Annotated in this window: 21 protein-coding genes and 1 pseudogene; 15 read left to right on the top strand and 7 right to left on the bottom strand. The window is 70.7% G+C overall.

Going from position 1 to position 24,141, the window contains the following annotated elements:
* Positions 1–35 precede the first annotated feature (35 nt).
* The gene (locus Pflav_RS33000; protein ID WP_173040681.1) at positions 36–1,742 is read right to left on the bottom strand and encodes a proline--tRNA ligase; all 1,707 of its coding nucleotides are present in this window, start codon (positions 1,740–1,742) and stop codon (positions 36–38) included.
* 75 nt (positions 1,743–1,817) lie between these two features.
* Here Pflav_RS33000 and Pflav_RS32995 point away from each other — a divergent pair, with 75 nt between their 5' ends.
* Both Pflav_RS32995 and Pflav_RS32990 read left to right on the top strand, forming a co-directional pair.
* Positions 1,818–2,603, top strand: a complete 786-nt coding sequence (locus tag Pflav_RS32995) for an SGNH/GDSL hydrolase family protein (RefSeq protein WP_173040680.1) — start codon at positions 1,818–1,820, stop codon at positions 2,601–2,603.
* Positions 2,604–2,664: 61 nt separating this feature from the next.
* Positions 2,665–3,927 carry an aminotransferase class V-fold PLP-dependent enzyme gene (locus Pflav_RS32990; protein ID WP_232072190.1) on the top strand — a complete coding sequence of 421 codons (1,263 nt, stop codon included), beginning with the start codon at positions 2,665–2,667 and terminating at the stop codon, positions 3,925–3,927.
* Between the two features lie 24 nt (positions 3,928–3,951).
* On the opposite strand, the gene Pflav_RS32985 is transcribed toward Pflav_RS32990, so the two are convergent.
* A complete protein-coding gene (locus Pflav_RS32985) occupies positions 3,952–5,193 on the bottom strand; it encodes a YncE family protein (RefSeq protein WP_173040679.1) in 1,242 nt (413 codons plus the stop codon).
* A 55-nt stretch (positions 5,194–5,248) separates the two neighbouring features.
* Between Pflav_RS32985 and Pflav_RS32980 the strand changes: the two genes are divergently transcribed.
* The 6 genes from Pflav_RS32980 to Pflav_RS32955 all read left to right on the top strand — a co-directional run bounded on the left by Pflav_RS32980 (position 5,249) and on the right by Pflav_RS32955 (position 13,271).
* Entirely contained in the window at positions 5,249–5,794 is a 546-nt protein-coding gene (locus Pflav_RS32980; RefSeq protein ID WP_232072189.1) for a VanZ family protein, read from the top strand.
* Positions 5,795–5,814: 20 nt separating this feature from the next.
* Positions 5,815–6,414, top strand: a complete 600-nt coding sequence (locus Pflav_RS32975) for a TetR/AcrR family transcriptional regulator (RefSeq protein ID WP_232072188.1) — start codon at positions 5,815–5,817, stop codon at positions 6,412–6,414.
* Complete coding sequence (locus tag Pflav_RS32970) at positions 6,411–7,748, top strand: acetyl-CoA carboxylase biotin carboxylase subunit (RefSeq protein WP_173040677.1); 1,338 nt, start codon at positions 6,411–6,413, stop codon at positions 7,746–7,748. The genes Pflav_RS32975 and Pflav_RS32970 overlap by 4 nt, the downstream gene beginning before the upstream one ends.
* 123 nt (positions 7,749–7,871) lie before the next feature.
* Positions 7,872–9,404: an acyl-CoA carboxylase subunit beta gene (locus Pflav_RS32965; protein WP_173040676.1), complete on the top strand. Its 1,533-nt coding sequence runs from the start codon at positions 7,872–7,874 to the stop codon at positions 9,402–9,404.
* 14 nt (positions 9,405–9,418) lie between these two features.
* Positions 9,419–10,558 carry an acyl-CoA dehydrogenase family protein gene (locus Pflav_RS32960; protein WP_173040675.1) on the top strand — a complete coding sequence of 380 codons (1,140 nt, stop codon included), beginning with the start codon at positions 9,419–9,421 and terminating at the stop codon, positions 10,556–10,558.
* A 130-nt stretch (positions 10,559–10,688) separates the two neighbouring features.
* Entirely contained in the window at positions 10,689–13,271 is a 2,583-nt protein-coding gene (locus Pflav_RS32955; RefSeq protein WP_173040674.1) for an ATP-binding protein, read from the top strand.
* A gap of 266 nt (positions 13,272–13,537) precedes the next feature.
* Here Pflav_RS32955 and Pflav_RS32950 read toward each other — a convergent pair whose 3' ends face one another.
* Positions 13,538–14,113, bottom strand: a complete 576-nt coding sequence (locus tag Pflav_RS32950) for a MarR family winged helix-turn-helix transcriptional regulator (protein ID WP_173040673.1) — start codon at positions 14,111–14,113, stop codon at positions 13,538–13,540.
* Between the two features lie 98 nt (positions 14,114–14,211).
* Here Pflav_RS32950 and Pflav_RS32945 point away from each other — a divergent pair, with 98 nt between their 5' ends.
* Positions 14,212–14,787, top strand: coding sequence for a YceI family protein (locus tag Pflav_RS32945; protein ID WP_173040672.1), 576 nt, complete (start codon positions 14,212–14,214; stop codon positions 14,785–14,787).
* 245 nt (positions 14,788–15,032) lie between these two features.
* Positions 15,033–16,511: a glutamate--cysteine ligase family protein gene (locus Pflav_RS32940; protein ID WP_173040671.1), complete on the top strand. Its 1,479-nt coding sequence runs from the start codon at positions 15,033–15,035 to the stop codon at positions 16,509–16,511.
* Positions 16,512–16,728: 217 nt separating this feature from the next.
* Here Pflav_RS32940 and Pflav_RS32935 read toward each other — a convergent pair whose 3' ends face one another.
* Positions 16,729–18,327: an MFS transporter gene (locus Pflav_RS32935; RefSeq protein WP_232072187.1), complete on the bottom strand. Its 1,599-nt coding sequence runs from the start codon at positions 18,325–18,327 to the stop codon at positions 16,729–16,731.
* A gap of 130 nt (positions 18,328–18,457) precedes the next feature.
* On the opposite strand from Pflav_RS32935, the gene Pflav_RS32930 reads away from it, so the two are divergent.
* Positions 18,458–19,075: a TetR family transcriptional regulator gene (locus Pflav_RS32930; RefSeq protein ID WP_173040670.1), complete on the top strand. Its 618-nt coding sequence runs from the start codon at positions 18,458–18,460 to the stop codon at positions 19,073–19,075.
* Here the strand turns inward: Pflav_RS32930 and Pflav_RS32925 are convergent.
* The gene (locus Pflav_RS32925; protein ID WP_180201289.1) at positions 19,072–20,259 is read right to left on the bottom strand and encodes a hypothetical protein; all 1,188 of its coding nucleotides are present in this window, start codon (positions 20,257–20,259) and stop codon (positions 19,072–19,074) included. The two genes, Pflav_RS32930 and Pflav_RS32925, sit on opposite strands and share 4 nt — an antisense overlap.
* Positions 20,260–20,643: 384 nt before the next feature.
* Between Pflav_RS32925 and Pflav_RS32920 the strand changes: the two genes are divergently transcribed.
* Positions 20,644–21,300: a PASTA domain-containing protein gene (locus Pflav_RS32920; RefSeq protein WP_173040669.1), complete on the top strand. Its 657-nt coding sequence runs from the start codon at positions 20,644–20,646 to the stop codon at positions 21,298–21,300.
* Between the two features lie 12 nt (positions 21,301–21,312).
* Here the strand turns inward: Pflav_RS32920 and Pflav_RS32915 are convergent, their stop codons facing one another.
* Entirely contained in the window at positions 21,313–21,471 is a 159-nt protein-coding gene (locus Pflav_RS32915; protein ID WP_173040668.1) for a hypothetical protein, read from the bottom strand.
* A 156-nt stretch (positions 21,472–21,627) separates the two neighbouring features.
* Here Pflav_RS32915 and Pflav_RS32910 point away from each other — a divergent pair, with 156 nt between their 5' ends.
* Entirely contained in the window at positions 21,628–22,005 is a 378-nt protein-coding gene (locus Pflav_RS32910; RefSeq protein WP_232072185.1) for a hypothetical protein, read from the top strand.
* A gap of 180 nt (positions 22,006–22,185) precedes the next feature.
* On the opposite strand, the pseudogene Pflav_RS32905 reads toward Pflav_RS32910, so the two are convergent.
* Positions 22,186–22,437 (bottom strand): annotated as a pseudogene (locus Pflav_RS32905) (hypothetical protein); the annotation flags it as partial.
* A gap of 490 nt (positions 22,438–22,927) precedes the next feature.
* Here Pflav_RS32905 and Pflav_RS32900 point away from each other — a divergent pair.
* Positions 22,928–23,809: a helix-turn-helix domain-containing protein gene (locus tag Pflav_RS32900; RefSeq protein WP_173040666.1), complete on the top strand. Its 882-nt coding sequence runs from the start codon at positions 22,928–22,930 to the stop codon at positions 23,807–23,809.
* On the top strand, positions 23,773–24,000 hold the full coding sequence (locus tag Pflav_RS32895; protein ID WP_173040665.1) for a DUF397 domain-containing protein: 228 nt from the start codon (positions 23,773–23,775) through the stop codon (positions 23,998–24,000). The genes Pflav_RS32900 and Pflav_RS32895 overlap by 37 nt, the downstream gene beginning before the upstream one ends.
* The last annotated feature ends 141 nt before the right edge of the window (positions 24,001–24,141 follow it).

The raw sequence follows: 24,141 nt of genomic DNA, 5'->3' as shown, positions 1-24,141 counted from the left end.
GACCCATGCGGTGCCGGTACCCCGATGGGAGTGCGCTACACGCGGTCGACGGGCACCTCAGAGCGCTCGCCCGTGGCGCGGTCACGCCACTCCACGTACCCCTCGATGAAGCGGCGGCCGACCACGACGGCCTCGGGGATGCCGATCAGCTCGGCGTCGGTGAATTTCACCCCCGCGGACACCTGTGTCCGGTCGTCGACCAGCACCCGCCGCCCGCGGGCGGCGAGGCGACCGCCGCGCTCGACCGCCGCGGGTCCGAGGTCCTTTCCGGCGGCGATCACGTGTACGTCGAACGGCGCCACCTCGCGCGGCCACACGAGCCCGCGCTCGTCGTGGTGCTGTTCCGCGATCACCGCCACCGCGCGCGAGAGGCCGATGCCATACGAGCCCATCGTCGGCCGCACCGGCTTGCCGTCCGGGCCCAGCGCGTCCACCTGGAAGACCTCGGTGTACCGGCGGCCGAGCTGGAAGATGTGCCCGATCTCGACGCCTCGGCGCATCGTGAGCGCACCCAGACCGCACGCCGGGCAGGGGTCGCCAGCGCGCACCTCCGCTGCCTCGATCGTGCCGTCGGGGGCGAAGTCGCGGCCGCAGACGACGTTGACAGCGTGGCGGCCGGGCTCGTTCGCGCCGGTCAGCCACGAGGTGCCGGGGACGACGCGGGGATCGACCAGGTAGCGCAGGTCGAGCTTCTGCGGGCCGATGTAGCCGCGGACCAGATCCGGCTGGTCCGGCCACCCGTCGAACAGCGCCACGCCCGCCGGATGCAGCGCCGCCTCGGCCCGCTTGAGGTCCACCTCGCGGTCGCCGGGGACGCCGATGACCAGGAGGTACGGTTCGGCGCCGGGCGGCGAGACGGTGACCACGACGTTCTTGAGGGTGTCCGCGGCGGTCCAGTCGGCGCGCCCGCCCAGCCGCCGGGCGTTGGCGAGCGCCACGAGCGTCTCGATCGTCGGGGTGTCCGGGGTGTCGTGCACCTCAAGCGCCGGGCGGGCGGCGGGATCGCTCGCGGGCGGGGCTGGCGTGGTCACGGCCTCGGTGTTAGCGGCGTAGTCGCAGTGCGTGCACCCCACGAACGTGTCCTCGCCTACCGGCGAGGCGGCCAGGAACTCCTCGGACGCCGACCCACCCATCGCTCCGGACATCGCGGACACGATCGTGTAGTCCAGCCCCAACCGATCGAAGATCCTTTGGTACGCGGCGCGGTGCCTGCCGTACGCGGCGGCGAGACCGGCGTCGTCGAGGTCGAAGGAGTAGGCGTCCTTCATGAGGAACTCGCGCCCGCGCAGCAACCCGGCCCGTGGCCGCGCCTCGTCCCGGAACTTGCTCTGCACCTGGTAAAGGATCACCGGGTAGTCCTTGTACGAGCTGAGCGTGTCCCGCACCAGCAGCGCGAACATCTCCTCGTGCGTGGGTGCGAGCAGATACTCGGCCCCGCGGCGGTCCTTGAGCCGGAAGATGTCCGGGCCGTACTCGGTCCAGCGGCCGCTCGTCTCGTACGGCTCGCGCGGCAGGAGGGCCGGAAACGACACCTCCTGGCCGCCGATCGCCGCCATCTCCTCGCGGACCACCTGGGTGACCCGGTCGAGCACCAGCTTGCCCAGCGGCAGCCAGGTGAATCCGCCCGGTGCGGCCCGCCGGATCATGCCGGCCCGCAGCAACAGCCGGTGGCTCGGCACGTCGGCGTCGGCGGGGTCCTCGCGCAGGGTACGCAGAAAGAGCGTGGACATCCGCAGCAACATGTGGGCAGCGTAGGCGCCGTCACCTTCGTGGGGCATCGGGTTTAGCGCGGTACGCGTGGTGCGAGACTGGCGATCGTGAGTTGGCGCAGCTTCGTGGCGGTCGGGGACAGCTTCACCGAGGGGATGGACGATCCGTACCCCGTGGGTGGTGTCTACCGCGGGTGGGCGGATCTCGTTGCGACCCGGTTGGCGGTCGAGGTCGGGCCGGACTTCCGGTACGCGAACCTGGCGATCCGGGGGCGGCTCTTCCCCGGCGTGGTGTCCGAGCAGGTGCCGGTGGCGCTGGCGATGCGCCCCGAGCTGATCAGTTTCGCGGCGGGCGGCAACGACGTGCTGCGCCGCAACTTCGATCCGGTGGCGCTGATCGAGCGCTTCGACGAAGTGGTCTCCGACCTGCGGGAGAGCGGCGCGGACGTGATCCTTTTCCGGTTCGCCGGCGCGGGTATCGCCAAGCTCCCCGGGCAGCGGATCGTCGCGCCGCGCGTGGATCTACTCAACCAGGCGGTGGTCGACACCGCCGAGCGGCGCGGGGCCAAGCTGATCGACCTCAACGCGGACGAGGAGTTTCGCAACCCTCTCTTGTGGAGTATCGATCGCCTGCACCTGTCCCCGCTCGGGCACCGGCGGGTCGCCGCGCACGTGCTGAACGCGCTCGGTGTGGGCTGCGACGAGGAGTGGTTGCTTGTGCCGCCACGCCCGGAGCCGAGCCCGTGGTTGGCCGCCCGCGCGGCGGACCTGCGCTGGGCCGGCCGCTATCTGGCGCCGTGGGTGAAGCGCCGCCTCACCGGCCGCTCTTCCGGCGACCTGATCACCGCCAAACGCCCGAAGCTGGCCCCTGTCGAGCCGGACGGCCACGCCTAGGGCGCCTCTGTCCACTGGGGACCGCGTCCGGATCGTGACCTGGACGGCGCAGGCTGTCAGGATGAGACGGCGAAGCCTGCTGGGAGTGGCGGCGGCGGCCGGGCTGGTCGGTGCAGCCACCGCGTGCGAGGACGAACCGGCGGCGGCGCCCGCTCCCGCGGGCGCGCCGCCCCTGATTCCCACGGATTGGGCCAGCGTACGGGCCCAGTTCGCGATCAGTCGGGAGATCGCGCACCTTTCCACGTACGTGTTCGCGTCGCACCCGGCGCCGGTACGCGAGTCGATCGAACGGCACCGGACCGGCCTGGACGCGGACGCGATCAGCTACCTGCACGAAAACGAGGTCCGGCTGGACGAGCGGGTGGCCGTCGCCGCCGCCGACTACCTGGACGCGCGGCTGGACGACATCGCGTTCACCGACTCGACGACGATGGGGCTGGGCCTGCTCTACAGCGGCCTGCGGCTGGCACCTGGCGATGAGGTGCTGACCACCGAGCACGACTTCTACGCCACGCACGAGTCGCTGCGGTTGCGGGCCGAGCGCGACGGCGTGACCGTGCGCCGGGTCCGGCTCTACGCTGACCCCGCCACCGCCAGCACGGACGAGATCGTGGGCAGCCTGACCCGGGCGGTGACCGGGCGCACCAAGGTGGTGGCGCTGACCTGGGTGCACTCCAGCACCGGGGTCAAGCTGCCGATCCGGGCGATCGCCGACGCGCTGCGGGGGCGCGGCGTGCTGCTCTGCGTCGACGGGGTGCACGGCTTCGGCGCGGAGGACGCCAGCCCGGGCGACCTCGGCTGCGACTTTCTGGTGTCCGGGTGCCACAAATGGCTGCTCGGCCCACGCGGCACCGGGCTTGTCTGGGGTTCGGCCAGCGGGTGGGCCAGCTTCGCCCCGTTGATCCCCCGTTCGACGGGCGCAGCATCGGCGCGTGGCTCGGGTTCGACGGCGGCACCGCGCCGCCCGGCCCGGCGGCCACCCCGGGCGGCTACCACAGCTTTGAGCACAGGTGGGCGCTCGCCGAGGCGTTCGAGTTTCACAAGGCCATCGGGCGCGAGCGGGTCGCTGCGCGTACGCACGAGCTGGCCACCGCGCTCAAGGACGGACTCTCCGGTATCGGCAAGCTCAAGCTCACGACACCGAAGAGTCCCGACCTCTCCGCCGGCCTGGTCTGCTGCCAGGTGCCCGACGTCAACGTCGAGGAGGCGGTGGCCCGGCTGCGCGGTCTCAAGGTCGTGGCTACCTCCACGCCGTACCGGCCCTCGCTGCTGCGCTTCGGCACCACGATCGCCAACAACGAGGCCGATGTGGAAGCCGCGCTGAAGACGGCCCGGACGCTGGCGTAGGTCAGCGGGCGATTGCCTGGCGCACCGATACAAGGCCGGGCACCTCGGTGCGGGAGAGCTGCTTGCCCGTGGTCAGGTCGTGGGCGGTGACCGCGCCGTCCTGGCCGACGTACACCCGCTCGGTGCCGTCGAGCAGCGCCAGCCCGCGTACCTGCGACCCGGTCGACCAGCGGGTGGCCTTGTCCGAGGTGCCCATCGGCATCACCACCACCTTGTCGCCGCCGCCCACGACGAGCCGCCGCCCGTCGGCCGTGAACGCGGCGGTCGCCGGCCCCTCGCCGGTCGGCGCGGCCAGCGGCATGGTGCTCACCACGTTGAGGCCGGTGGGGTCGATCACGGCGACGGTACTGGTGACCGCGTCCACCACGCAGAGCCGCTGCCCGTCGCCGCTCAGCGCGATCGCGTGCCGCTCCGCCGCTCGTACGCCGAACGGTTCGGGCAGGTCGATGCAGTACGCCCACCGCGCGCCGAGGTTCAGCGTGTGGACGAACGCGTGCACGTGCGGGGCGTCGTCCCGGGCGCCGGCCAGCAGGTCGCGGCTGTGCACGTGGTCGGGCTGGTGGGTGTACAGGGTGAAGAGCTGCTGCCGCCCCGCGTCGTACACCGCCTGCCGGCCCTGGCCGCGCATCTCCTCCTCGGCGCCCGGTGGCAGTACCGCCTTCTCCCGGTTCAGCAGCGGCTCCAGCGCGCCGGAGCGGAGGTTGAGGGCCCGCACCCGGTACCGGTCCGGCGCGGTGGGCGGCAGGTAGTCGAGGACGAACAGGTACTGCCCGGTGACGTCGAACGCCTCCGGGTCGAGGTTGCCCGGCAGGTCCACGCGCGAACGCTCGCCACTGCCGTCGGCGACCGCGATGGTGGTACGGCTGCGCGGGCCGGCCGGCGAGGCGAGCGCGACAAGGCGCCCCTCGGCGGAGACCACGCGCGCCTCCAGCTTGTCGCGGACCAGGCCGCCGGCGACCACCTCGCCGCTCGGCAGCCGGTACGTGGCGAGCTTGGTGCCCTTGTCGGTCCACTCGGTACGTACCAGCCGGGTGCGGTCGCCGGTAACGATCGAGGGTGCCGGGGGGACGGCGGCCTGCCCGGTACCCGAGTCCACGACCGAGAGCCCTGCCTTCGTCTCCACGATGAGCAGGTCGCCGGGAGCGGGCCCGGGCTTGGCGGTGGTGCGGGAGTCGCAGGCGCCGAGTACAGCGCCGGCGCCGGCGAGCCCGGCGAGCTGAAGGACTGTGCGCCTATTCGTCATGCCGGGAAGAGGCGTGACGCGAAGCGATGGTTCCGGGCCGGTACCGTGCCGGCACGTGGCGGAGGTCTGGCGCGAGTGGGGCGGCGTGATCGTCGCCTCGTTGGTGGCACTGCCGGTGGTCGCGCTTACGGTCGCCGTCCTCGCGGGCGTCCGGCGCCGCCGTGGGATGCCGCCGCGGGTCGCGTGGTGGCGGAGCGCTGCCGAGGTGGGCATGGTGGCCGGCACCCTGCCCTGGGTGTGGATGATCCTGACCCCGAAGGATGCTCCGCGACGCGTGCACCTGACTCCGTTCCGTGACATTGCGGTGCAGCTGACCGACCCCAGCACCCTTGTGGTTCAAATTGGGGGCAATCTCTTAGTCTTTGCCGCGCTGGGGTTCTTCGCGCCGATCCGGTGGCCCGTGCTCGCCGGGGCCGGGCGAGTCTTCGCATTTGGGGCGGCCGCGTCGATCCTCGTTGAGCTGGCCCAGTACGTCCTTGACCTGGGCCGGGTGTCCTCTGTGGACGACGTCCTGGTGAACGCCGTGGGCGCCACGGTGGCGTGTATTTTGTCCCGCCGCTGGTGGAGAGAGGCCGCCGATCGCATGATATGCGTGTGTTGACAGTTGGTTACGCTGACCCCGTGACGGTGGAGCAGCAGACGTCGTCGGCGCCGGCCCGTAGGCGGACCCGGCGCGACGAGATAATCGAAATCGCTGTAGGGCTTTTCGCGGCCCGCGGTTACCACGGCGTGTCGATGGATGACATCGGCTCAGCTGCCGGGGTCACCGGGCCCGCGCTCTACCATCACTTCGCGGGCAAGGAAGCGATGCTCGTCGCGGCCTTGATCCCGGTGAGCGAGGGCCTGCTGGAGGGCGGCCGGGCCCGTGTCGCGGCCCACCCGGAGGGTGCCCGCGCCGCGCTGGAGTCGCTGATCGACTTCCACGTCGAGTTCGCGCTGGCCAACCCGGCCGTGATCGCGTTGCACCTGCACGAGCTTGACCGGCTCCCCGAGGAGCCGCGGCGGCAGATCCGCCGGCTCCAGCGGCTGTACGTCGAGGAGTGGGTCAACGTCCTCACCGACCTCCGCCCCGAGCTCGCCGCCGGCGAGGCCCGGGTGCTGGCGCACGCCGCCTTCGGCCTCATGAACTCGACGCCGTTCCTCGGTGGCGAGGTCGAGCGCGAGCGCCGCGCGGCGCTGCTGCGCGAGGCGACGCTGGCCGCGCTGGTCGGGCAGCGATGATCGAGTCGCTACTCGTCGCCAACCGGGGCGAGATTGCCCGCCGCGTGATCCGTACCGCCAAGCGCCTCGGCGTGCGCGCGATCGCTGTGTACTCCGAGGCAGACGCCGGCCTGCCGTTCGTGGCCGAGGCCGACGAGGCGGTCAGCATCGGCCCGGCCAACCCCGCCGCCAGCTACCGCAACACCGAGGCGATCCTGGCCGTGGCCAAGGCGACCGGTGCCCAGGCGGTGCACCCCGGCTACGGCTTCTTGTCAGAAAATGCGGACTTCGCCCGTACCGTCGAGGCGAACGGTCTGATCTGGGTCGGGCCCAGCGCCGACGCGATCACCGCGATGGGCGACAAGATCAATGCTCGTAACCTGATGGCGGCGGCCGGCGTGCCGGTCGCGCCCGGCACCACCGACCCGGCCGCCACGGTCGAGGCAGCCATCGAGGCGGCCACCACGATCGGCTACCCGGTGATGGTCAAGGCCGCCGCTGGTGGTGGCGGCATGGGCATGGGCGTCGCGGCCGACGAGGCGGTGCTGCGCACTGAGTACGACAAGGTGCGCGCATTCGCCGAGCGGATGTTCGGCGACGGCTCGGTGCTGATCGAGCGGTACTTCCCGCGCGTTCGCCACATCGAGGTGCAGATCCTCGGCCTGGCGGACGGCCGCGTGGTGGCGCTCGGCGAGCGGGAGTGCTCGGTGCAGCGCCGCAATCAGAAGCTCCTCGAGGAGTCGCCGTCCCCGGCGGTCTCGCCCGAGCTGCGCGAGCGGCTGCTCACCGCGGCCGTGCGGGCCGGCGAGGCGGTCGGTTACCGCAACGCGGGCACGGTGGAGTGCCTGTTCGACCCCGGGAGCGGCGAATTCTTCTTCCTGGAGATGAACACCCGACTCCAGGTCGAGCACCCGGTCACCGAGTTCGTGTATGGGCTGGACCTCGTCGAGGAGCAGCTGCGGGTCGCCGCGGGCCTGCCGCCGACGTTCGACCCGGACGCGCTGGCACCGCGCGGGCACGCGATCGAGCTGCGGATCAACGCGGAAGACCCTAAGCGCTTCCTGCCCGGCCCCGGCGCGATCACCGCGTGGAGCGAGCCGAGCGGCGAGGGCGTGCGGGTCGACTCCGGGTACACCGCCGGCACGACCGTGACGCCGTTCTACGACTCGCTGATGGCGAAGCTGATTGTGTACGCCGACGACCGTGCGGCCGCCATCGAGCGGGCCCGCGCGGCCGTGGCCGGTTTCGAGATCGCCGGTCCGAAATGCAACCTGCCGTTCTTCGCCGAGCTGCTGGAGAACGACGAGTTCATTTCCGGTGACTACGACACCGGCATCGTCACCCGAATGCGCTAAGACGACTGAAGCACCACAAGGCCGGGCCTCCGCAACCAGCGGGGGCCCGGCCTCGTGCGTAGGCTGACCTTTCCTTGGCGCCGCGAGATGGTACCCTAACGATCGTTCAGGGAAGGGGCTGCTGTGACGCTCGACGGTGAGGCGCTCGATCGGCTGCGCAAGCGTGCCCTCGCGGGCGGAGCCGAAAAGTACCACGCCGCCAACGCGGCAAAGGGGAAGCTCTTCGCCCGCGAGCGGGTCGCACTGCTTGTCGACGAGGGCTCGTTCGTGGAGGACGGGCTGTACGCGAACGCGCTCGCCGAGGGCCTCCCCGCCGACGGCGTGGTCACCGGCCAAGCCACTGTGGACGGCCGGCCGGTCTGCCTGATGGCCAACGACTCCACGGTCAAGGCCGGCTCCTGGGGCGCGCGTACGGTCGAGAAGATCATCCGGATCATCGAGCGGGCGTATACGACGGGCGTGCCGATGATCTACCTGGTCGACTCGGCCGGCGCCCGGATCACCGACCAGGTCGACCTCTTCCCGGGACGCCGCGGCGCCGGCAAGATTTTCTGGAACCAGGTGCGCGCCTCGGGTTCGATCCCGCAGGCGTGCGCCCTCTTCGGCCCGTCCGCCGCCGGCGGTGCGTACATCCCGGCGTTCTGCGACGTCGTAGCGATGGTCGAGGGCAACGCGAGCATGTACCTCGGATCCGACCGCATGGTCGAGATGGTCACCGGGGAGAAGACCACGCTGGAGAAGATGGGTGGCGCGGCCGTGCACACCCGGGAGTCCGGCGTCGGCCACTTTCTCTGCAAGACCGAGGTCGAGGCGCTCGACACGATCAAGCGCTACCTGTCGTACCTGCCGGACAACTGGACCCAGCCGGCGCCCGCCAGCACCCCGGTCGCGGCGCCGTCCAATGTCGACCTCGGCGCGCTGGTGCCGGAGAGCGAGCGGCAGGCGTTCGACATGCGGCGGTACACGCGGGGCCTGCTCGACGAGGGCAGCTTCTTCGAGATCCAGGCGCTGTGGGCCAAGGAGCTCACGATCGGGTTCGGCCGGCTGGCCGGCGAGGCGGTCGGCGTCGTGGCCAACAACTCGATGTTCAAGGGCGGCGTGCTCTTCGTCGACTCGGCTGACAAGGCGACCCGGTTCATCCAGCTCTGCGACGCGTTCAACGTGCCGCTGCTCTTCCTCTCCGACGTGCCCGGGTTCATGGTCGGCACGGCGGTGGAGAAGGAGGGCATCATCCGCCACGGCGCGAAGATGATCACGGCGGTCGCCGAGGCGACGGTACCCAAGATCTGTGTGGTGGTCCGCAAGGCGTATGGCGCCGGCCTTTACGCGATGGCCGGCCCCGGCTTCGAGCCCGACGCGACGATCGCCCTGCCCAGCGCGAAGATCGCGGTCATGGGCGCGGAGGCGGCGGTCAACGCCGTCTACGCCAACAAGATCGCGGCGATCGCCGACCCGGAGGAGCGGGCCGCGTTCGTGGCCGCGAAGCGCGCCGAGTACGAGCGCGACATCGACATCGCCCGCCTCGCCAGCGAGCTCGTGATCGATGCGGTGGTCGAGCCGCACGAGCTGCGGGACGAGTTGGTCCGCCGCTTCGCGGTTGCGCGGGGCAAGGAACGGCATTTCTCCAAGCGCCGTCACGGCGTGACGCCCGTCTAACAAAGGAGTCGACCATGCTCACGCAGGAGCACGAGGCGCTGAAGGAGAGCGTGCGGGAGTTCGCGCGCGAGGTGGTCGCGCCGGTGATCGGCAAGTTCTACGAGCAGCACGCCTTCCCGTACGAGATCGTGCGGCAGATGGGCCGGATGGGCCTGTTCGGCCTGCCCTTCCCGGAGGACCAGGGCGGCATGGGCGGCGACTACTTCGCCCTCTGCCTGACGCTGGAGGAGCTGGCCCGGATCGACTCGTCGGTCGCGATCACGCTGGAGGCGGCGATCTCGCTCGGCGCGATGCCGATCTACCGCTTCGGCACCGAGGAGCAGAAGGCGCAGTGGCTGCCCCAGCTGATCAGGGGCGAGGCACTGGCCGCGTTCGGGCTGACCGAGCCGGGCTTCGGCTCCGACGCCGGTGGCACCCAGACCCGCGCGGTGCTCGACGGCGACGAGTGGGTGATCAACGGCTCCAAGGCGTTCATCACGAACTCCGGTACCGACATCACCGCTCTGGTCACGGTGACGGCCGTGACCGGTACGAACCCGGACGGGTCCAAGGAGCTCTCGACCATCATCGTGCCCTCGGGTACGCCCGGCTTCACGGTGCAGCCCGGCTACTCGAAGGTGGGCTGGTGCGCCTCGGACACGCACGAGCTGACGTTCAGCGACTGCCGTGTGCCGGCGAGTAACCTGCTCGGCCAGCGGGGCCGAGGGTTCGCCCAGTTCCTCCGCATCCTCGACGAAGGGCGGATCGCGATCGCGGCGCTCTCGGTGGGCCTCGCCCAGGGGTGCGTCGACGAGTCGATCAAGTACGCCAAGGAGCGGCACGCGTTCGGGCGGCCGATCGGGGCGTTCCAGGCGATCCAGTTCAAGATCGCCGACATGGAGATGGGCGCGCACACCGCCCGCCTGGCGTACTACGACGCGGCCGCCCGCATGCTCGCCGGCGAAGACTTCAAGCGGCAGGCCGCGATCGCCAAGCTGCACGCCAGTGAGGTCGCGGTCAACAACGCCCGGGAAGCGACCCAGATCCACGGCGGCTACGGCTTCATGAACGAGTTCCCGGTCGCCCGTTTCTGGCGCGACTCGAAGATCCTGGAGATCGGCGAGGGCACCTCCGAGGTGCAGCGGATGATCATCGCGCGTGACCTCGGCCTGTAGGCGCGTCATAAGCACTGAGTGGGACGTTCGGCTCGTCGAGGGCCATTCTGTCGGGTATCCGAAGCTCCACCGGTCGGCGAGGCGACGCATCGCTCCCCAAGCAAGGTACTGATGCGTACTCTTCCTGGCCATGACCCCGGATCATGGCCCTGACCAGGCCAACACCGCGTTTGACGCGCTGCTGCGCGCCAAACGGCTGGCGGCCGGCCTGACCCAGGCCGAGCTAGCCGGGCGGGCCGGCGTCGGCATACGGACGGTACGGGACCTCGAACGCGGTCGCTCTCGCCCACAGCGCACCACTATGGAGTTGCTCGCCAAGGCGCTCGGCCTGATTGGCCGGGAGCGGGCGGACTTCCTTGATGCCGCGCGGGGGACGAGCGCGGAGACCGGGCCGGTCCCTTCGACCGGGCCGGCCGGGGTGGAGCTGCCGCCAGCCGGTGAGCTGATCGGTCGCGACCGGGACATCTCGGAGCTGGCCGCGTTGCTCGGCGGGCTCGACAGCCGCACGGTGAGCCTGGTCGGCCTGGCCGGCGTCGGCAAGACCGGCCTGGCCCTGGCCGTGGCGCACCGCGTCGCCGCCGCCCATCCGGCCGGGGTCGCCGGCATCGTGGTGTCCGACGTGTCGACGCCGGACGACGTACTCGCCGCGATCGCCTCGGTCTTCGGCGTCGGCCGCGCGGCCGACCTGGCCGGGCGGCTGGCCGGCGCGTCCGCGCTGCTCATGGTCGACGCGGTCGAGCGGGCCCCGGACGCGGTGGCGGTGGCGCTGACCTGGCTCGCCGGCGCGGCACCGACCCTTCGCGTGCTGGCCACGGGGCGGCATCCGATCGGTCTTCCGGGGGAGCGGGTGTGGCCGGTGGCCCCGCTCGAGGTGCCGCCGGCCGACGTCCAGGCGGACCTCGACACCGTCGCCGACTACCCGGCGGCGGCGCTGTTTCTGGCCCGCCTCCGGCAGGTACGCCGCGAGCCGCTGGAGCCGGACGAGGTCGGCGCACTGATCGGCCTGGTCCGCAAGCTCGGTGGCCTGCCACTCGCACTGGAGTTGGCCGCCGCCCGGGGCCGGGTGCTCGACCTCAACGAGATCCTCAACCGGTACGGCGACCGCGTGCTCGACCTGGCCGGCCCGGCCCCAGGGTTGGGGACCGGCGATCCAAGGAGCGCATCGGCGAGGACCGCGGAAGCCGGCCGCCCAGGGCCAACAGCGAGCGACGCGAGCGCGGCCGAGCCGAGGAGCGCGCCGGCGGTGACAGTGACGCTGCGGGACGCCGTCGCGGCCAGCTACCGGCTGCTGGAGGCGGACGAGCGGCGCGCGCTCCGGCGGCTTTCCGCGTTTCGCAACCGCTGGTCGGTCGACCTCGCCGAGTCGATGCTCGCCGACGAGACCGGGCAGGTCGCCGGCGGCGACCCGGTCGAGCTGCTCGACCGGCTGATCGCGCTCGGACTGCTGAGCGTCCGCGGCTCGGGCCCGTTTCGCTTCCGCCTCCTCGACGTCGTACGCGACTTCGCCACCGAGCGGGCCGCGGCCAACGGCGAGCTGGGCCGGGTCCGCCGCAGGCATGCGGTGGTCTTCTCGGCCCTCGCCGCGCGGACCGCGCCCGAGCTGGCTGGCGGCAACTTCTCCGCCGCCGTCGGCCGCCTCGACGATGTGGCCAGCGACCTGTGGGCCGCACTGGCGTACTCGGCCAACGACGACCCGCACACCGCGCTGCGGCTCGCGGCCGGGCTGCCCAGGTGGTGGCGCTTCCGCGGGCGTGACGTGCCGGGGCGGCAGTGGCTGCGGCGCCTGCTGGACGACCCGCGTACCGCCGACGCTGACCCGATCGTGCGGGCCTGGGCCGGCGTCGGGGTCGGGCAGCTCGCGGCCGAGCACGGGGGTGGCGCGGAGGAGCTGCCGGCGGCCGAGGCCGCGCTGGCGGAGTTCCAGCGTGCCGGGGACCTGACCGGCGAGCTGGGCGCGCGCAGCCTGCTCTGTGCACTGTGGATGACCACCGGCGGGTACGACGAGGCGCGCCGCCACGGCGAGGCGGTGCTCGCGCTGGCCAACCGGGCCGGGCGGATCCGGGACATGGCGGTGGCGCAGAACAACCTCACCTGGCATGAGATCCGGGTCGGGGACCTGCGGGCCGCGCGCCGGCGCCTGGCCGCGGTCGACCGGCTCGCGGCGCAGTGCGGCGAGCACCGGCTGCGCGCGCTGGCCCGGGCCAACCTCGCGGAGGTGGCCCGCCTCGACGGCCGGTACGCGGAGGCCGAGGTGCTGGGCCGGCGGTCCATCACCGCCCTGGCCGAACTCGGCGACCCCGGTCACCGGCGGCGGGTGCTCGGCACGATCGGGCGGGCGCACGCCCAGGCCGGTCAGGTCGAGGAAGCGCGGGCCGTGCTGGCCGAAATCCGGCAGCTTGTCGCCGCGTCCGAGCCGGCGACGCCGGAGCGCCTGGCGCTGGGGCGGGTGGAGTCCGGCGAAGCTGCCTCGATCGAGGCGATCCTGGCGTACCACCAGGGCGACAAGGAGTCCGCGGCCGAGTGGTTCAACGCGGCGGCCGAGGCGTACGCCGGTGGGCACGACATGCGTGACGTCGCGGAGGCGCTGGTGTGGCTCGTCGCCAGCACCGAGGAGCCAGAGGCCCGGCGCTCGGTCGTCGACTGGCTGACCTCGGTCTGCAAGGAGGGCGGCATTACCCTGCTGCCCCGAGAACGGGCGCTCATCAACGGATGACCGCGTGATCAGGGCGCCCGCCGAGCCGACGCGAGTACGGCTCGACGGGCGCCCTGATCACCTTTGTAGGCGGCGCGAACGGAGACGCCCCCCGACTTGGGTCCCCCTCGACCCGCCCGCGCCGCACCCCCGTGGTGCCCCTCCCGTGCGCTGCACGCTAGCCACTTCTACGGGGGTATATGTCCGCTTAAGACCCTGTTGCAGGAGTCGTCAAATCACTTCTGCCGGTCTTTCTGCCGGTCACGCCTGATTGGTATGTCTCTGTGTCACACCTCGACCACGAGGCGCTCGGCCGCGTCGCCCGATGGCTCGGCGCCGTCGCTCTGCTCCTCCGGTCGTGGCCGGCTATGCGACGCGCGATCGCTGTCGCCGAGCGACGAGCCGGCGGTGGCGCCGGGGTTGACCGCGTCGCGAATCGTGCGCAGTGCGTCGAGGACCGTGGCGAGCTGGTCGCCCGGCAGTCGCCCGGTGAACCACTCCTCGACCAACGCGAGGTGCCCGGGCAGGATCTGCTCCAGCTTGGTGAGGCCGCTCTGTGTGATCACCGCATACGAGCTGCGGCGGTCGGACGAGCAGGCGCGCCGCGCGATGTAGCGGTCGCGCTCCATCCGGTCGACGACCCGCGTGACGCCACTGGTCGACAGCGACGTCTGGGAAGCCAGGTCGGTCATCCGGAGCTGGCGGTCCGGAGAGCGGGCGAGGCGCATGAGGACCTCGAACTCGACCGGTGACAGGCCGTGCTCGCAGAGCTGCGCGGCGAACCGGGCGTTGAGCCCCGTATGCACCTCGAAAAACAGCCCGACGGCGGTCAGCCGCGGGTCGTCAAGGAGGTCATCGGACACCTGTACAGCGTAGCATCTCTTGACACGTGGAATATTGTCGTGCGTATAGTTGCTTGCGCAAAGGTAGAACCGTCAATAACCTCCTGGAGGAGTATCCCATGACCGACACCTCGCCAGCGACGCGGGAGTTCGAGGGCCTGACCATCCCCGCGCCCGGTACGTACCAGCTCGACGCGGCTCACAAGGTGGTTGGCTTCTCCGCTCGCCACATGATGGTGGCGAAGGTGCGCGGTACGTTCACCGAGGCGACCGCCACGATCACCGTTGCCGAGGACCCGCTGGAGTCCGCCGTCACCGCGACCATCCAGGCCGCGAGCATCAGCACCGGCCAGAATGACCGCGACAACCACCTGCGCAGCGGTGACTTCCTGGAGACCGAGAAGTACCCGACGCTGGAGTTCGCCAGCACCGGCGTGAAGTCCCACAGCGGCAACGAGTTCGTCCTCGCCGGCGACCTCACCATCAAGGGCGTCACCCGCTCCGTCGACCTGAAGGTCGAGTTCGAGGGCGTGGGCCGCAGCCCCTACGGCTTCGACATCTTCGGCTTCAGTGCCAGCACCGAGATCGACCGCGAGGACTTCGGCCTGACCTGGAACGTTGCGCTCGAGACGGGCGGCGTGATGGTCGGCAAGAAGGTCAAGATCGAGATCGAGGGCGAGGCCATCCGCCAGTAAGGCGCGTCCCGCCAGGAGCCCCTATTTGTCCCACGATATGCCTCGGTGGCCGGTTTCACGGTTACCGGGGCATATTGCTTAGGTGGACTAAGCGCGCTCCCACGCTCACGACCGGTGATAAGTGCCTGTTTTGTCCCTAGCCCAAGCGGCGACCGCGCTCCTAACGTGAAGGTCACCGCGCCGGCTGGTGGGACATGGGTCTTTGCGACGGCGCCCATATCGCCGTGCGCGCCGGGAGGAGCAACATGGGGAAGGACGTCTCGCATGGTGCGTTCTCCCGGGAGGACCGCGCCCGGTACCGGCAGAAGGTGCGCCGGTGTCTCGACGTCTTCGCGCTGATGCTCGACGACTTCGGCTTCGACGCCGAGCGCCCGACGACCGGCCTGGAGATCGAGCTCAACCTTGTGGACAGCGAGGCCGAGCCGGCCATGCGCAACGCGGAGATCCTGGCCAACCTGGCCGACCCGACGTTCCAGACCGAGCTCGGACAGTTCAACCTGGAGCTGAATGCCCGGCCGCGCCTGATCGAGGGCGACGGCTTCGCCGACTACGAGCAAGACCTTCAGGCGAGCCTCGGCCGGGCCGAGCACCGGGCGGTGAAGGCCGACGCGACGCTCATCCTGATCGGGATACTGCCCACGCTGACGGCCCGCCACCTGGTGCTCGACAACATCTCGACCAACGAGCGGTACCGGGTGCTCAACGAGCAGATCGTGACAGCCCGGGGCGAAGACATCGAGCTGGACATCCGGGGCGTGGAGCGGCTCCAGATGTCCACCGACTCGATCGCGCCCGAGGCGGCCTGCACGAGCGTCCAGTTCCACCTCCAGGTCTCGCCGGAGAGCTTCGCCAACTACTGGAATGCCTCGCAGGCGATCTCCGCCATCCAGGTGGCCGTGGGGGCGAACTCCCCGTTCCTGTACGGGAAGCGGCTCTGGGCGGAGACCCGCATCGCGCTCTTCGAGCAGGCCACGGACACGCGGCCGGACGAGCTGAAGGCCCAGGGGGTACGCCCGCGGGTGTGGTTCGGCGAGCGGTGGATCACGTCGATCTTCGACCTCTTCGAGGAAAACGTGCGCTACTTCCCGCCGTTGCTGCCCATTTGCGACGACGAGGACCCGGTCGAGGTGCTGCACGCCGGGGGCGTACCGCACCTGGGCGAGCTGCGCCTGCACAACGGCACGGTCTACCGGTGGAACCGCCCCGTGTACGACGTGATGAACGGCCGGCCCCACCTGCGCGTGGAAAACCGCGTACTGCCGGCCGGCCCCACGGTCATCGACATGCTCGCCAACGCGGCGTTCTACTTCGGACTGACGAGGGAGCTGGCCGAGGCGGACCGGCCGATCTGGTCGCAGCTGACGTTCAGCGCGGCCGAGGAAAACTTCCACGCGGCCGCCCGCCGCGGCATCGATGCCACCGTCCACTGGCCCCGGGTTGGCGAGATCCGGGTCACCGACCTTGTACTTGAGTCGTTGCTGCCCAAGGCGTACGCGGGGCTCGACCGGTTCGGCGTCAGCCCGAGGTTCCGCGACCGGCTGCTCGGCATCATCGAGCAGCGCTGCCTGCTCCAGCGCAACGGCGCGGTGTGGCAGACCGAGGCGGTCGCCGCCGCCGAGCGGGCCCGCGGCCTCGACCGCGGCGAGGCGCTGCACGACATGCTCCAGCGGTACGGCCGGTTCCAGCGCACCAACGAGCCGGTACACACCTGGCCCATCCATTAGGGCCTGTTTCAAAAGGATTGTCGAGGCGAGCCGGGATCCAGGCGGCGATCCGGCAAGTCGGGCGCAAGGTCGCATACCGGTGTTGTATGTGGCCTTACGCCCGGCGCCGCCGGTCGTCGTCTGGGCCCGGCGCAGCCCGGCAAAGATTTTGAAACAGGCCCTAGTGATCGGGGCGCCCCGCCGCCCGCGGAGCGCCCCGATCTGGGGAGGGCTGTTTTCAGATACCCGCGTGCGCCCCGGCGGTGGTGTTCTCGCCGCGCCGTACCAGCAGCGCCGCGAACGACGCGAGCAGTGCGATCACCGCGCCGACCGCCAGCGCCGTCTGGAAGCCCGTCATGAAGGCCAGGTGGCTGCCGGTCGTGATCGCGTCGGCAAGTGGCTGCGGCGCGCCCGGCGGTACGGGTGCGACCCCCTGGGCCACGTAGTCCTCGGCCGCCGCGAGGCCGGGTGCCATCTCGGCCGGGACCCCGGCACCCGTCAGCTTGTCCAGCAGTACGTCGCCGACCCGCGTGGCCAGGAGCGTGCCGAAAATCGTTGTCCCGAGTACGCCGCCGAGCTGGGCCGCGGTCTGCTGGATGCCGCCGGCGAGCCCGGCCAGGTGCACCGGAGCGTTGCCGACGATGGCCTCGGTGCTGCCGACCAGGACCATGCCGAAGCCCATGCCGATCACGATGAACCACGGCCAGAGCGACAGGTAGTCGGCCTGCACCCCGATCCGGGAGAGCGCGAAGAGCGCGACCGCGGTCAGCAGCATCCCGATCACGAGTGGCGGGCGCGGGCCGAAACGGGCGGTCAGTGCGCCGGCCACCGGCGACGCCACGATGAAGGTGGCCGTCATCGGCAGCAGCCGTACGCCCGCGTCGACCGGGCTCATGCCGTGCACCTGCTGGAGGTACAGGGTCAGGAAGAAGAACGAGCCGAAGAGCGCGAAGAAGCCCAGCATCGCCAGCACCGTGCCGGCCGAGAACGAGCGGTCGCGGAAGAGTCCGAGCGGCATGAGCGGGTGGCGGGCAGACCGTTCGCGCAGGATGAACGCGGTACCCAGTACGGCCGCGCCCGCGAAGAAGCCGAGCGGGAGGATGTCGCCGAAGCCGTACTCCTGCGCCTTGATCAACGCCCAGACCAGGCTGAACAGGGCCGCGGAGAGTAGCCCGACGCCGGGTAGGTCGAACGAGCCGGCGGCGTCCGGGTCGCGCGACTGCCGCACCACCCACAGGCCCAGCAGGATCGCCACCGCGGCGACCGGGCCGTTGAGGAAGAAGACCCACTCCCAGCTCGCGTTCTCCACGAGCAGGCCGGCCACGATCGGCCCGCTGGCGATGGCCAGGCCGGAGGTGCCGGCCCAGATGCCGATGGCCATGTTGAGCTTCTCGGCCGGGAACGTGTTGCGGAGGATCGCGAGGCTGGCCGGCTGAAGCAGCGCGCCGGCGAAGCCCTGCACCACCCGCCAGAAGATCACCATTTCGATCGAGCCGGAGAGGCCCACTGCCACCGAGGCGACCGCGAAGCCCGCGACGCCCACGAGGAAGACGGTTTTGCGGCCGAACCGGTCGGCGAGGCGACCGGCGACGATAAGGGACACCGCGAGCGCGAGCAGGTAGCCGTTGGTAACCCACTGGAGCTGGGCGAAGTCAGCGCCGAGATCGCGTGCGATCGCCGGGTTGGCGATGGCCACGACCGTCGCGTCGAGGCCCACGACCATCACGCCGAGGGCTACGGCCAGGAGGGTCAGCCAGGGGTGACCATGGCCGCGGCGGCTGGGCCGCCATTCGTCGGTGTTCGGCCCACCGGGTCGGGTCAGGGTTGCCTGTGACATGAGAGCGAATCTGTCAGTGCATGACAGATGTCGTCAACCGACTTACGTCTTATCGTGACTACTGTCATGCCGGGAATAAAGTCGGAGCTGGACACCACCCGTATACTTTCGGCATGCCCCGCCTACGACCGTGGATGGCGCGAGCCTCCGGGAGCGCAAGAAGCAGCGCACCCGCGAAGCGCTCATTGACGCCGCCTTCGAGCTCTTCTCGACCAAGGGCTTCGAGGCGACGACCGTCGACGAGATCGCCGAATCGGTCGAGGTGTCATCCCGGACGTTCTTCCGCTACTTCGGCTCGAAGGAAGACGTCGCCACGTCCTTGCAGCTCCAGCAGTTCCTGGACGTCTACTCAGCGCTCGACGAGCGCCCCGCCGACGAGCCGGTGATGACGGCGCTGCGCCGCGCGTGCGTTCAGGTCCTCCGGGCGTACGAGGAGGGCGGCACCGACGCGACCCAGTTCGCGTGCGTGATGGAGCTCGTGCAGAAGAGCCCGGCCGTGTTGTCCCGGAGCCTTGAGATGTGCACCGAGCAGCTCGACGAGCTGGCCCGGCGGGTGGCGGTCCGGATGGGGGTCGACCCGGTCAGCGATCCGCGGCCCAAGCTTGTCGCCGCGGTGTCCAGCGCGGCCCTACAGGTGGCCGTGCGCGCCTGGCGGGAAGACGAGCCCGACGAAAAGGTCTCCGACCTCGCTGATCGCGCGTTCGCCCTGCTGGAGGCCGGGATCAACTACCCCGCCGCCCGGGCCTAGCGGCGCTTGGGCTTCTTCTTTTCCGGCTCAGGCCAGAGCGGGGTCGCGACCGACGCCTGCCCGCGGGCCGGCTCGGGCGCTGCGGACACCGGCTCGGCGGCCGGCGCGGAGTCGGTGACGTAGGCGCGGGCCGGGGCGTACGCGTCGTCGGCCAGATCGGCACTCGCTGGCTGCGCCGGCACCGGCACGCGCTCGAGGTCGGTCTCCGGCTCCTCGCTCTCCAGCTCCAGCTCCGGCTCGTCCTCGGGCTGCGACTGGGGCTCGTCGGGCCACCGCAGCAGCTCCAGCTCTTCCTTCTGCCGGGCCTCCTGGCGCTGGCAAATCGCGGTCACCAGCACCGAACCGGCCAGGCCGGCGATCACCGCGTACGGCGCGAGCAGGTGCGCGGACAGCTGCTCGGCGCGGATCCCGACGAGCGTGGGCGCGGCCAGGAAGTACGCCGCCGCGACGAGCAGCGGGCCGACACCACCGGAAACGGCTGTGCCCACCCGGCCGTCGAACCGCTTGGCCGCCGGCCAGGCGGCGAGCGCACCGATCACCAGCGCCGAGCCGAGGGTGAGGGCCGCGCCAGGCAGGTAGATGTTGCGGAACCAGAATCGGTCGGCGTCCGAGGTGAGCTGCCACACGCCGAGCTGAGCGGAGGCGAGGCCGCGCCCGGTGGCGACGCCGTCGATCACGGCGATTACGGCCAGCAGCCACAGCCAGCTCGCGGTGGCGATCACGTTGGCCGCGACCGCCCGGGACGCCACCGCCCACAGGGCGACGAGCAGGCCGACGATCACGCCGATCGCCGCGTAACCCGCCGCTATGGTCTGCGGCGTGAACGTGTCCGCCCGAGCCGCCTCGCGGGCCGGCACCGCCACCAGCGCGACGGTCGCGAGGGCACCAACCGCAGCCGCCACGGTGATCGCACCCCTGGAGAGCACTGTGGAGAGCGTGTCCCTACTGTCCACTATGGCCGCGCTCATCCGGTCGGCGTAGATCGCCCCGATGATCGTGGATGTGGCCGCGATCCAGGTCGCCCATGCCAGGCTGGCCACCCAGGTGGCCTCGTTGGCGCCGTTGGGCGACGGCATCCACGCGATGATGCCGAGCCCATAGCCCAACCCCAACTGCGCGGCGCTTGCGCCTGCAGCGATGCCGATCGCGGTCGCGACCGATCCTCCCCAGCCTCGAACGGCCATGCCGGGCAGCGTAGCTTCCTTGCGCCATCGAAGCAGTGCGGGGCGACGCGCCCACGGGCGAATCGCCCGATAAGTTGATCCCCGGAAATGTGACTTCGCGGAGAGGACGACGCGATGGCCGACGACCGCGATCCGGACGGTCCTGCTCCCGGCTCCGGCGGCGGCCCTGGTCCTAGCTCCAGCGGTAGCTCCGCTCCTGCTGGCTCCGGCGGCGGTCCTGCTCTTAGCTCCGGCGGTGGCTCCACTCCCGGCTCCGGCGATCGACCGGGCGAATCGGATCAGACCCGACAGTTCGACCCGGTGGCGGACGACGAGGCGGATGGTGGTGCCGCTGCGGGCGCTGCCCCAACCGAACCTGACCGCACCGCACAGCTACCGAAGGCAATGGATGACCCGGCCGCCGCTGAGCAGGCCGGCTCCGGCCAGCAGGGCGACGAGACCCGCCGGATACCGGCCGCCGACGAGACCGCGAAGGTGCCGACCCAGCCCACCGTCTGGTCCGGCCGTGCCGGGGTACCCCCACGGGACGGCGCGGCCACACGCGGCCCGGCGCAGACCGAGTGGGCATCGCCCGAGGACAGCGGCGGCAAGTGGTGGATGCCGATCGTGCTGGGCATCGTGGGGCTTGTGCTGCTCGGCGGCCTGATCGCGGGTGTCTGGCTGATCTACGAAGCGAACAAGGTGGAGCCCACCCCCACGCCACCGCCTACTCTCGCGCCGACCTCCGCGCCGGCGACCTCGCCCGGGCCGGCGACGAGCTCGGCACCTCCGCCGACGACCGCGCCGGCCGAGGTACCGGTGCCGCTGCTTGTCGGGCTGACCGACCAGCAGGCGCGGGACGAGCTAGACCGGCTGGGCCTGACCTACCGGCTCGTGTACCGGCCGGCAGTGGAGCCGCCGAACACCGTGATCGAGACGGATCCGCGAGAAGGCGAGATCGTGGCGATGGGCGCTGAGGTCACGCTGGTGATCGCCAGCCCGCTCACGCCCACCGAACCGCCCACGACCACCCCGACCCCGGAGCCGACGCCGACCTCCTGACCAAGTGTCACCTCACCAGCCTCGGCGGCGTACCCCGACCATCGTGAGGCCGATGGCGGCCAGGACAAGGCCCAAAATGCCGGAGTAGATCAACGTGCGCCGGTACTCGCTGGTCGGTGTGGCGTCCTGCCCTGCCGTGGCCAGCTCGGGCGTCGGGGTCGCCTCGTCCACCGTCTCGCCAAGCCCCAGGTCCTCGTCGTCCGGGCCGCCGGCGACCGGGTCGCGCCACAGTGGACCCTCGGTGGCCGGTGCCCCGGCGCCCGGCTGGTCCTCCGCGGGGTACCCGGTGACGAGCCGGTGCCGTCCGGGGTGCCTGCCGATATTGGGGTGTCCGGCTCCTCGTCGGGGGCCGGCCCCGCCGTGGGCGGCGAGCCGGTCGGGTCGACAGGAGTTGGAGTCCAGCCGGTCGGGGATGGCGACGACGCGCTTGCCGCCGGCACGATCCCGCCGCCGCTGGCGCGGCCGTTCACCGTACCGGCGGCCTGCTCACTCGCCGGCGGCCCGCCTTGCCCACTCTGGCCCTGCCTTCCCGGGCTCGCCCCGCCCACCGTCCGACCGTCGGCGAGGCGTGCCGAGTCGCTGGCCGGCGTGCGCCCGTCAGCGGACGAGGCACCGACCGGCTGGCCGCCGGCCATGGTGATCGCGAGGCTCGTCAGCATCGCGCCGAGGAGCACTACGCGCAGGCTCAGCCCACGAATCAAGTAGGGATGCCGAGATGCGCGTAACGGCGCGGTCGGCCTTGTGATCATGCCGTCCCCAGGCTCGGGGTCCGGATCACGAGTGGGGTCGGCGGGTGCCTTCGAGTCTAGGCGAGGCCCTGGACCATCGGACGGTGAACGACCAACAGCCCCTACCGCATCCGCGTGGGCACCCCCATGGGCCGGGGGCTGGATGGCGCGCATTGCGCTGGCGGATGTCCGGAGCGGACCCGACCGGGCGGAGGCCACTGATCTTCACAAAGATCGACCTACGCTCGACCGCCTCACCGCCGCCATTGAGCTCGTAGCCATCGAGCCAGATCCAGCCGTCATAGGTCGGCCAGTCGTGGGCCCTGATCACCCGAAAGAGCATCGGGTCGGCGAACTGGACGCTCGCCTCGCGGGTCACTTGTAGGACGTCACCGGACCGGGGTAACACATCGACTCCTGTCCCAAAACTACCGATTCAGCCAAAGTTTGCCGGACCACGTGCTTCGCGGCTCACCTCGGGGGCCACCCGCTGGGTGTCCGTCCCTGCCGAGGTCGGACTACCCCTCTGGCTGCGGCGGAGCCGCGACCTGTCCGACTGGCCGGAGACGGTGGGTGACCCGAGCCATACGCACAGGGTGCCGCATGAACATGATCAATGCAAGTTGCAACTTCGGCCCGATCCGGTCTTGTCCATCCGGTGACGGATCGTGTCTTGATGTCCCGCTCGGAAACGCGCAAACTGAACGCGGCAACCCCGGCCGACGTGCCGGGGCCTTTGCGTGTCAGCGCGAGCGAAACGGAACTCCCCGCGTAACCGCGGGCCGGTTCGCCGCGATGTCGCTGCTCCGTCATAGCATGCGTCCGCCGTGACGGGTACCCGTGACGCCGATTCGCGACAGACTCTCTGACTTGGGGGACGCAACTGCGGAGGTGACCCCGTGACGGAGCGTCGGAGTCCGACAATTCGCCGTCGTCGGCTCGGAGCTGAGCTGCGGCGCCGGCGTGAAGCTGCGGGAGTGACGATCGAAGGAGTCGCCGAGCGTTTGGAATGCTCGGCATCCAAGGTGTCGCGAATCGAGACCGGCCACACCACGGCCACCCCCCGTGATGTCCGGGACATGCTCGAGATATATGGGGTCCGCGGCGACGAGTGCGAAGAACTCGTTCAGATCGCTCGCGAGGCCCGGCAGAAGGGCTGGTGGCATGCGTACAGCACGGTGCTCACCGGCGCCTATGTCGGTCTTGAGCAGGCAGCGGAATCGGTCCGAGCGTACGAACAGCAGGTGATGCCTGGGTTACTACAGACCGAGGAATACGCCAAGGCGATGATCCGTGCCGCGCGGCCGGATATCACGACTGACGAAGTCGAGCGGCGGGTTCGTGTCCGCCTCAACCGCCAGTCGTTACTGACACAGGACGACCCCATCGACCTGTGGGTGGTCCTCGACGAGGCCGTGCTCAGCCGCCCCATCGGCGGCGATGCCGTCATGTGCGCTCAGCTGGAGCGACTCGTGGAGGCCGCGGAGTTACCCAATGTGACGCTACAGGTTTTACCCTTCGAGGTCGGCGCTCATGCCGGCATGGACGGTACCTTCACAATCCTCAGCTTCTCCGAGCCCAGCGACCCGGCGGTGGTTTTTGCGGAAAATGCCACCGGAGGTCTGTTCCTGGAGAAGAGTGAGGAGTTGCGGAAGTACATGTTCATTTTCGATCACATCCGCGCTGCGGCCCTCCGCCCGGAGGAGTCTGCGGCACTCATCCGAAATTTGATTAAGGAGCCGTTGTGGAAGTCGAGACAAAGGGGTTCCGGTTGGACCTGAGCCGCGCTGTTTGGCAGAAGAGCACGCGGAGCGGTCCTAGCTGCGACAACTGCGTCGAGGTGGCTTTCGTCGACCAGGCGATCGCCGTGCGGGACTCGAAGAACCCGACCGGTCCGGTGCTGATCTTCACGGCCGACGAGTGGGACGCATTCGTCGGGGGCGCCAAGGACGGCGAGTTCGACCTCGGCTGACGGCATTCCGTTTTCCCACTTTGTGGTCTGGCGAGTAGGCGTGGCTCTCTAGCCCACGAACGGAACGGATGACGCAGTCTGGCGCAGCCGTGTCGCTCTGTGTAGTGGCGGCACGGCTGCGCGCACGCGCTCTATGAGCGC

Source organism: Phytohabitans flavus (assembly GCF_011764545.1).
Taxonomy (GTDB): Bacteria; Actinomycetota; Actinomycetes; order Mycobacteriales; family Micromonosporaceae; genus Phytohabitans; species Phytohabitans flavus.
The sequence above is the reverse complement of the archived record's forward strand: the minus strand, read 5'-3'. Positions and strand labels throughout refer to the sequence as shown.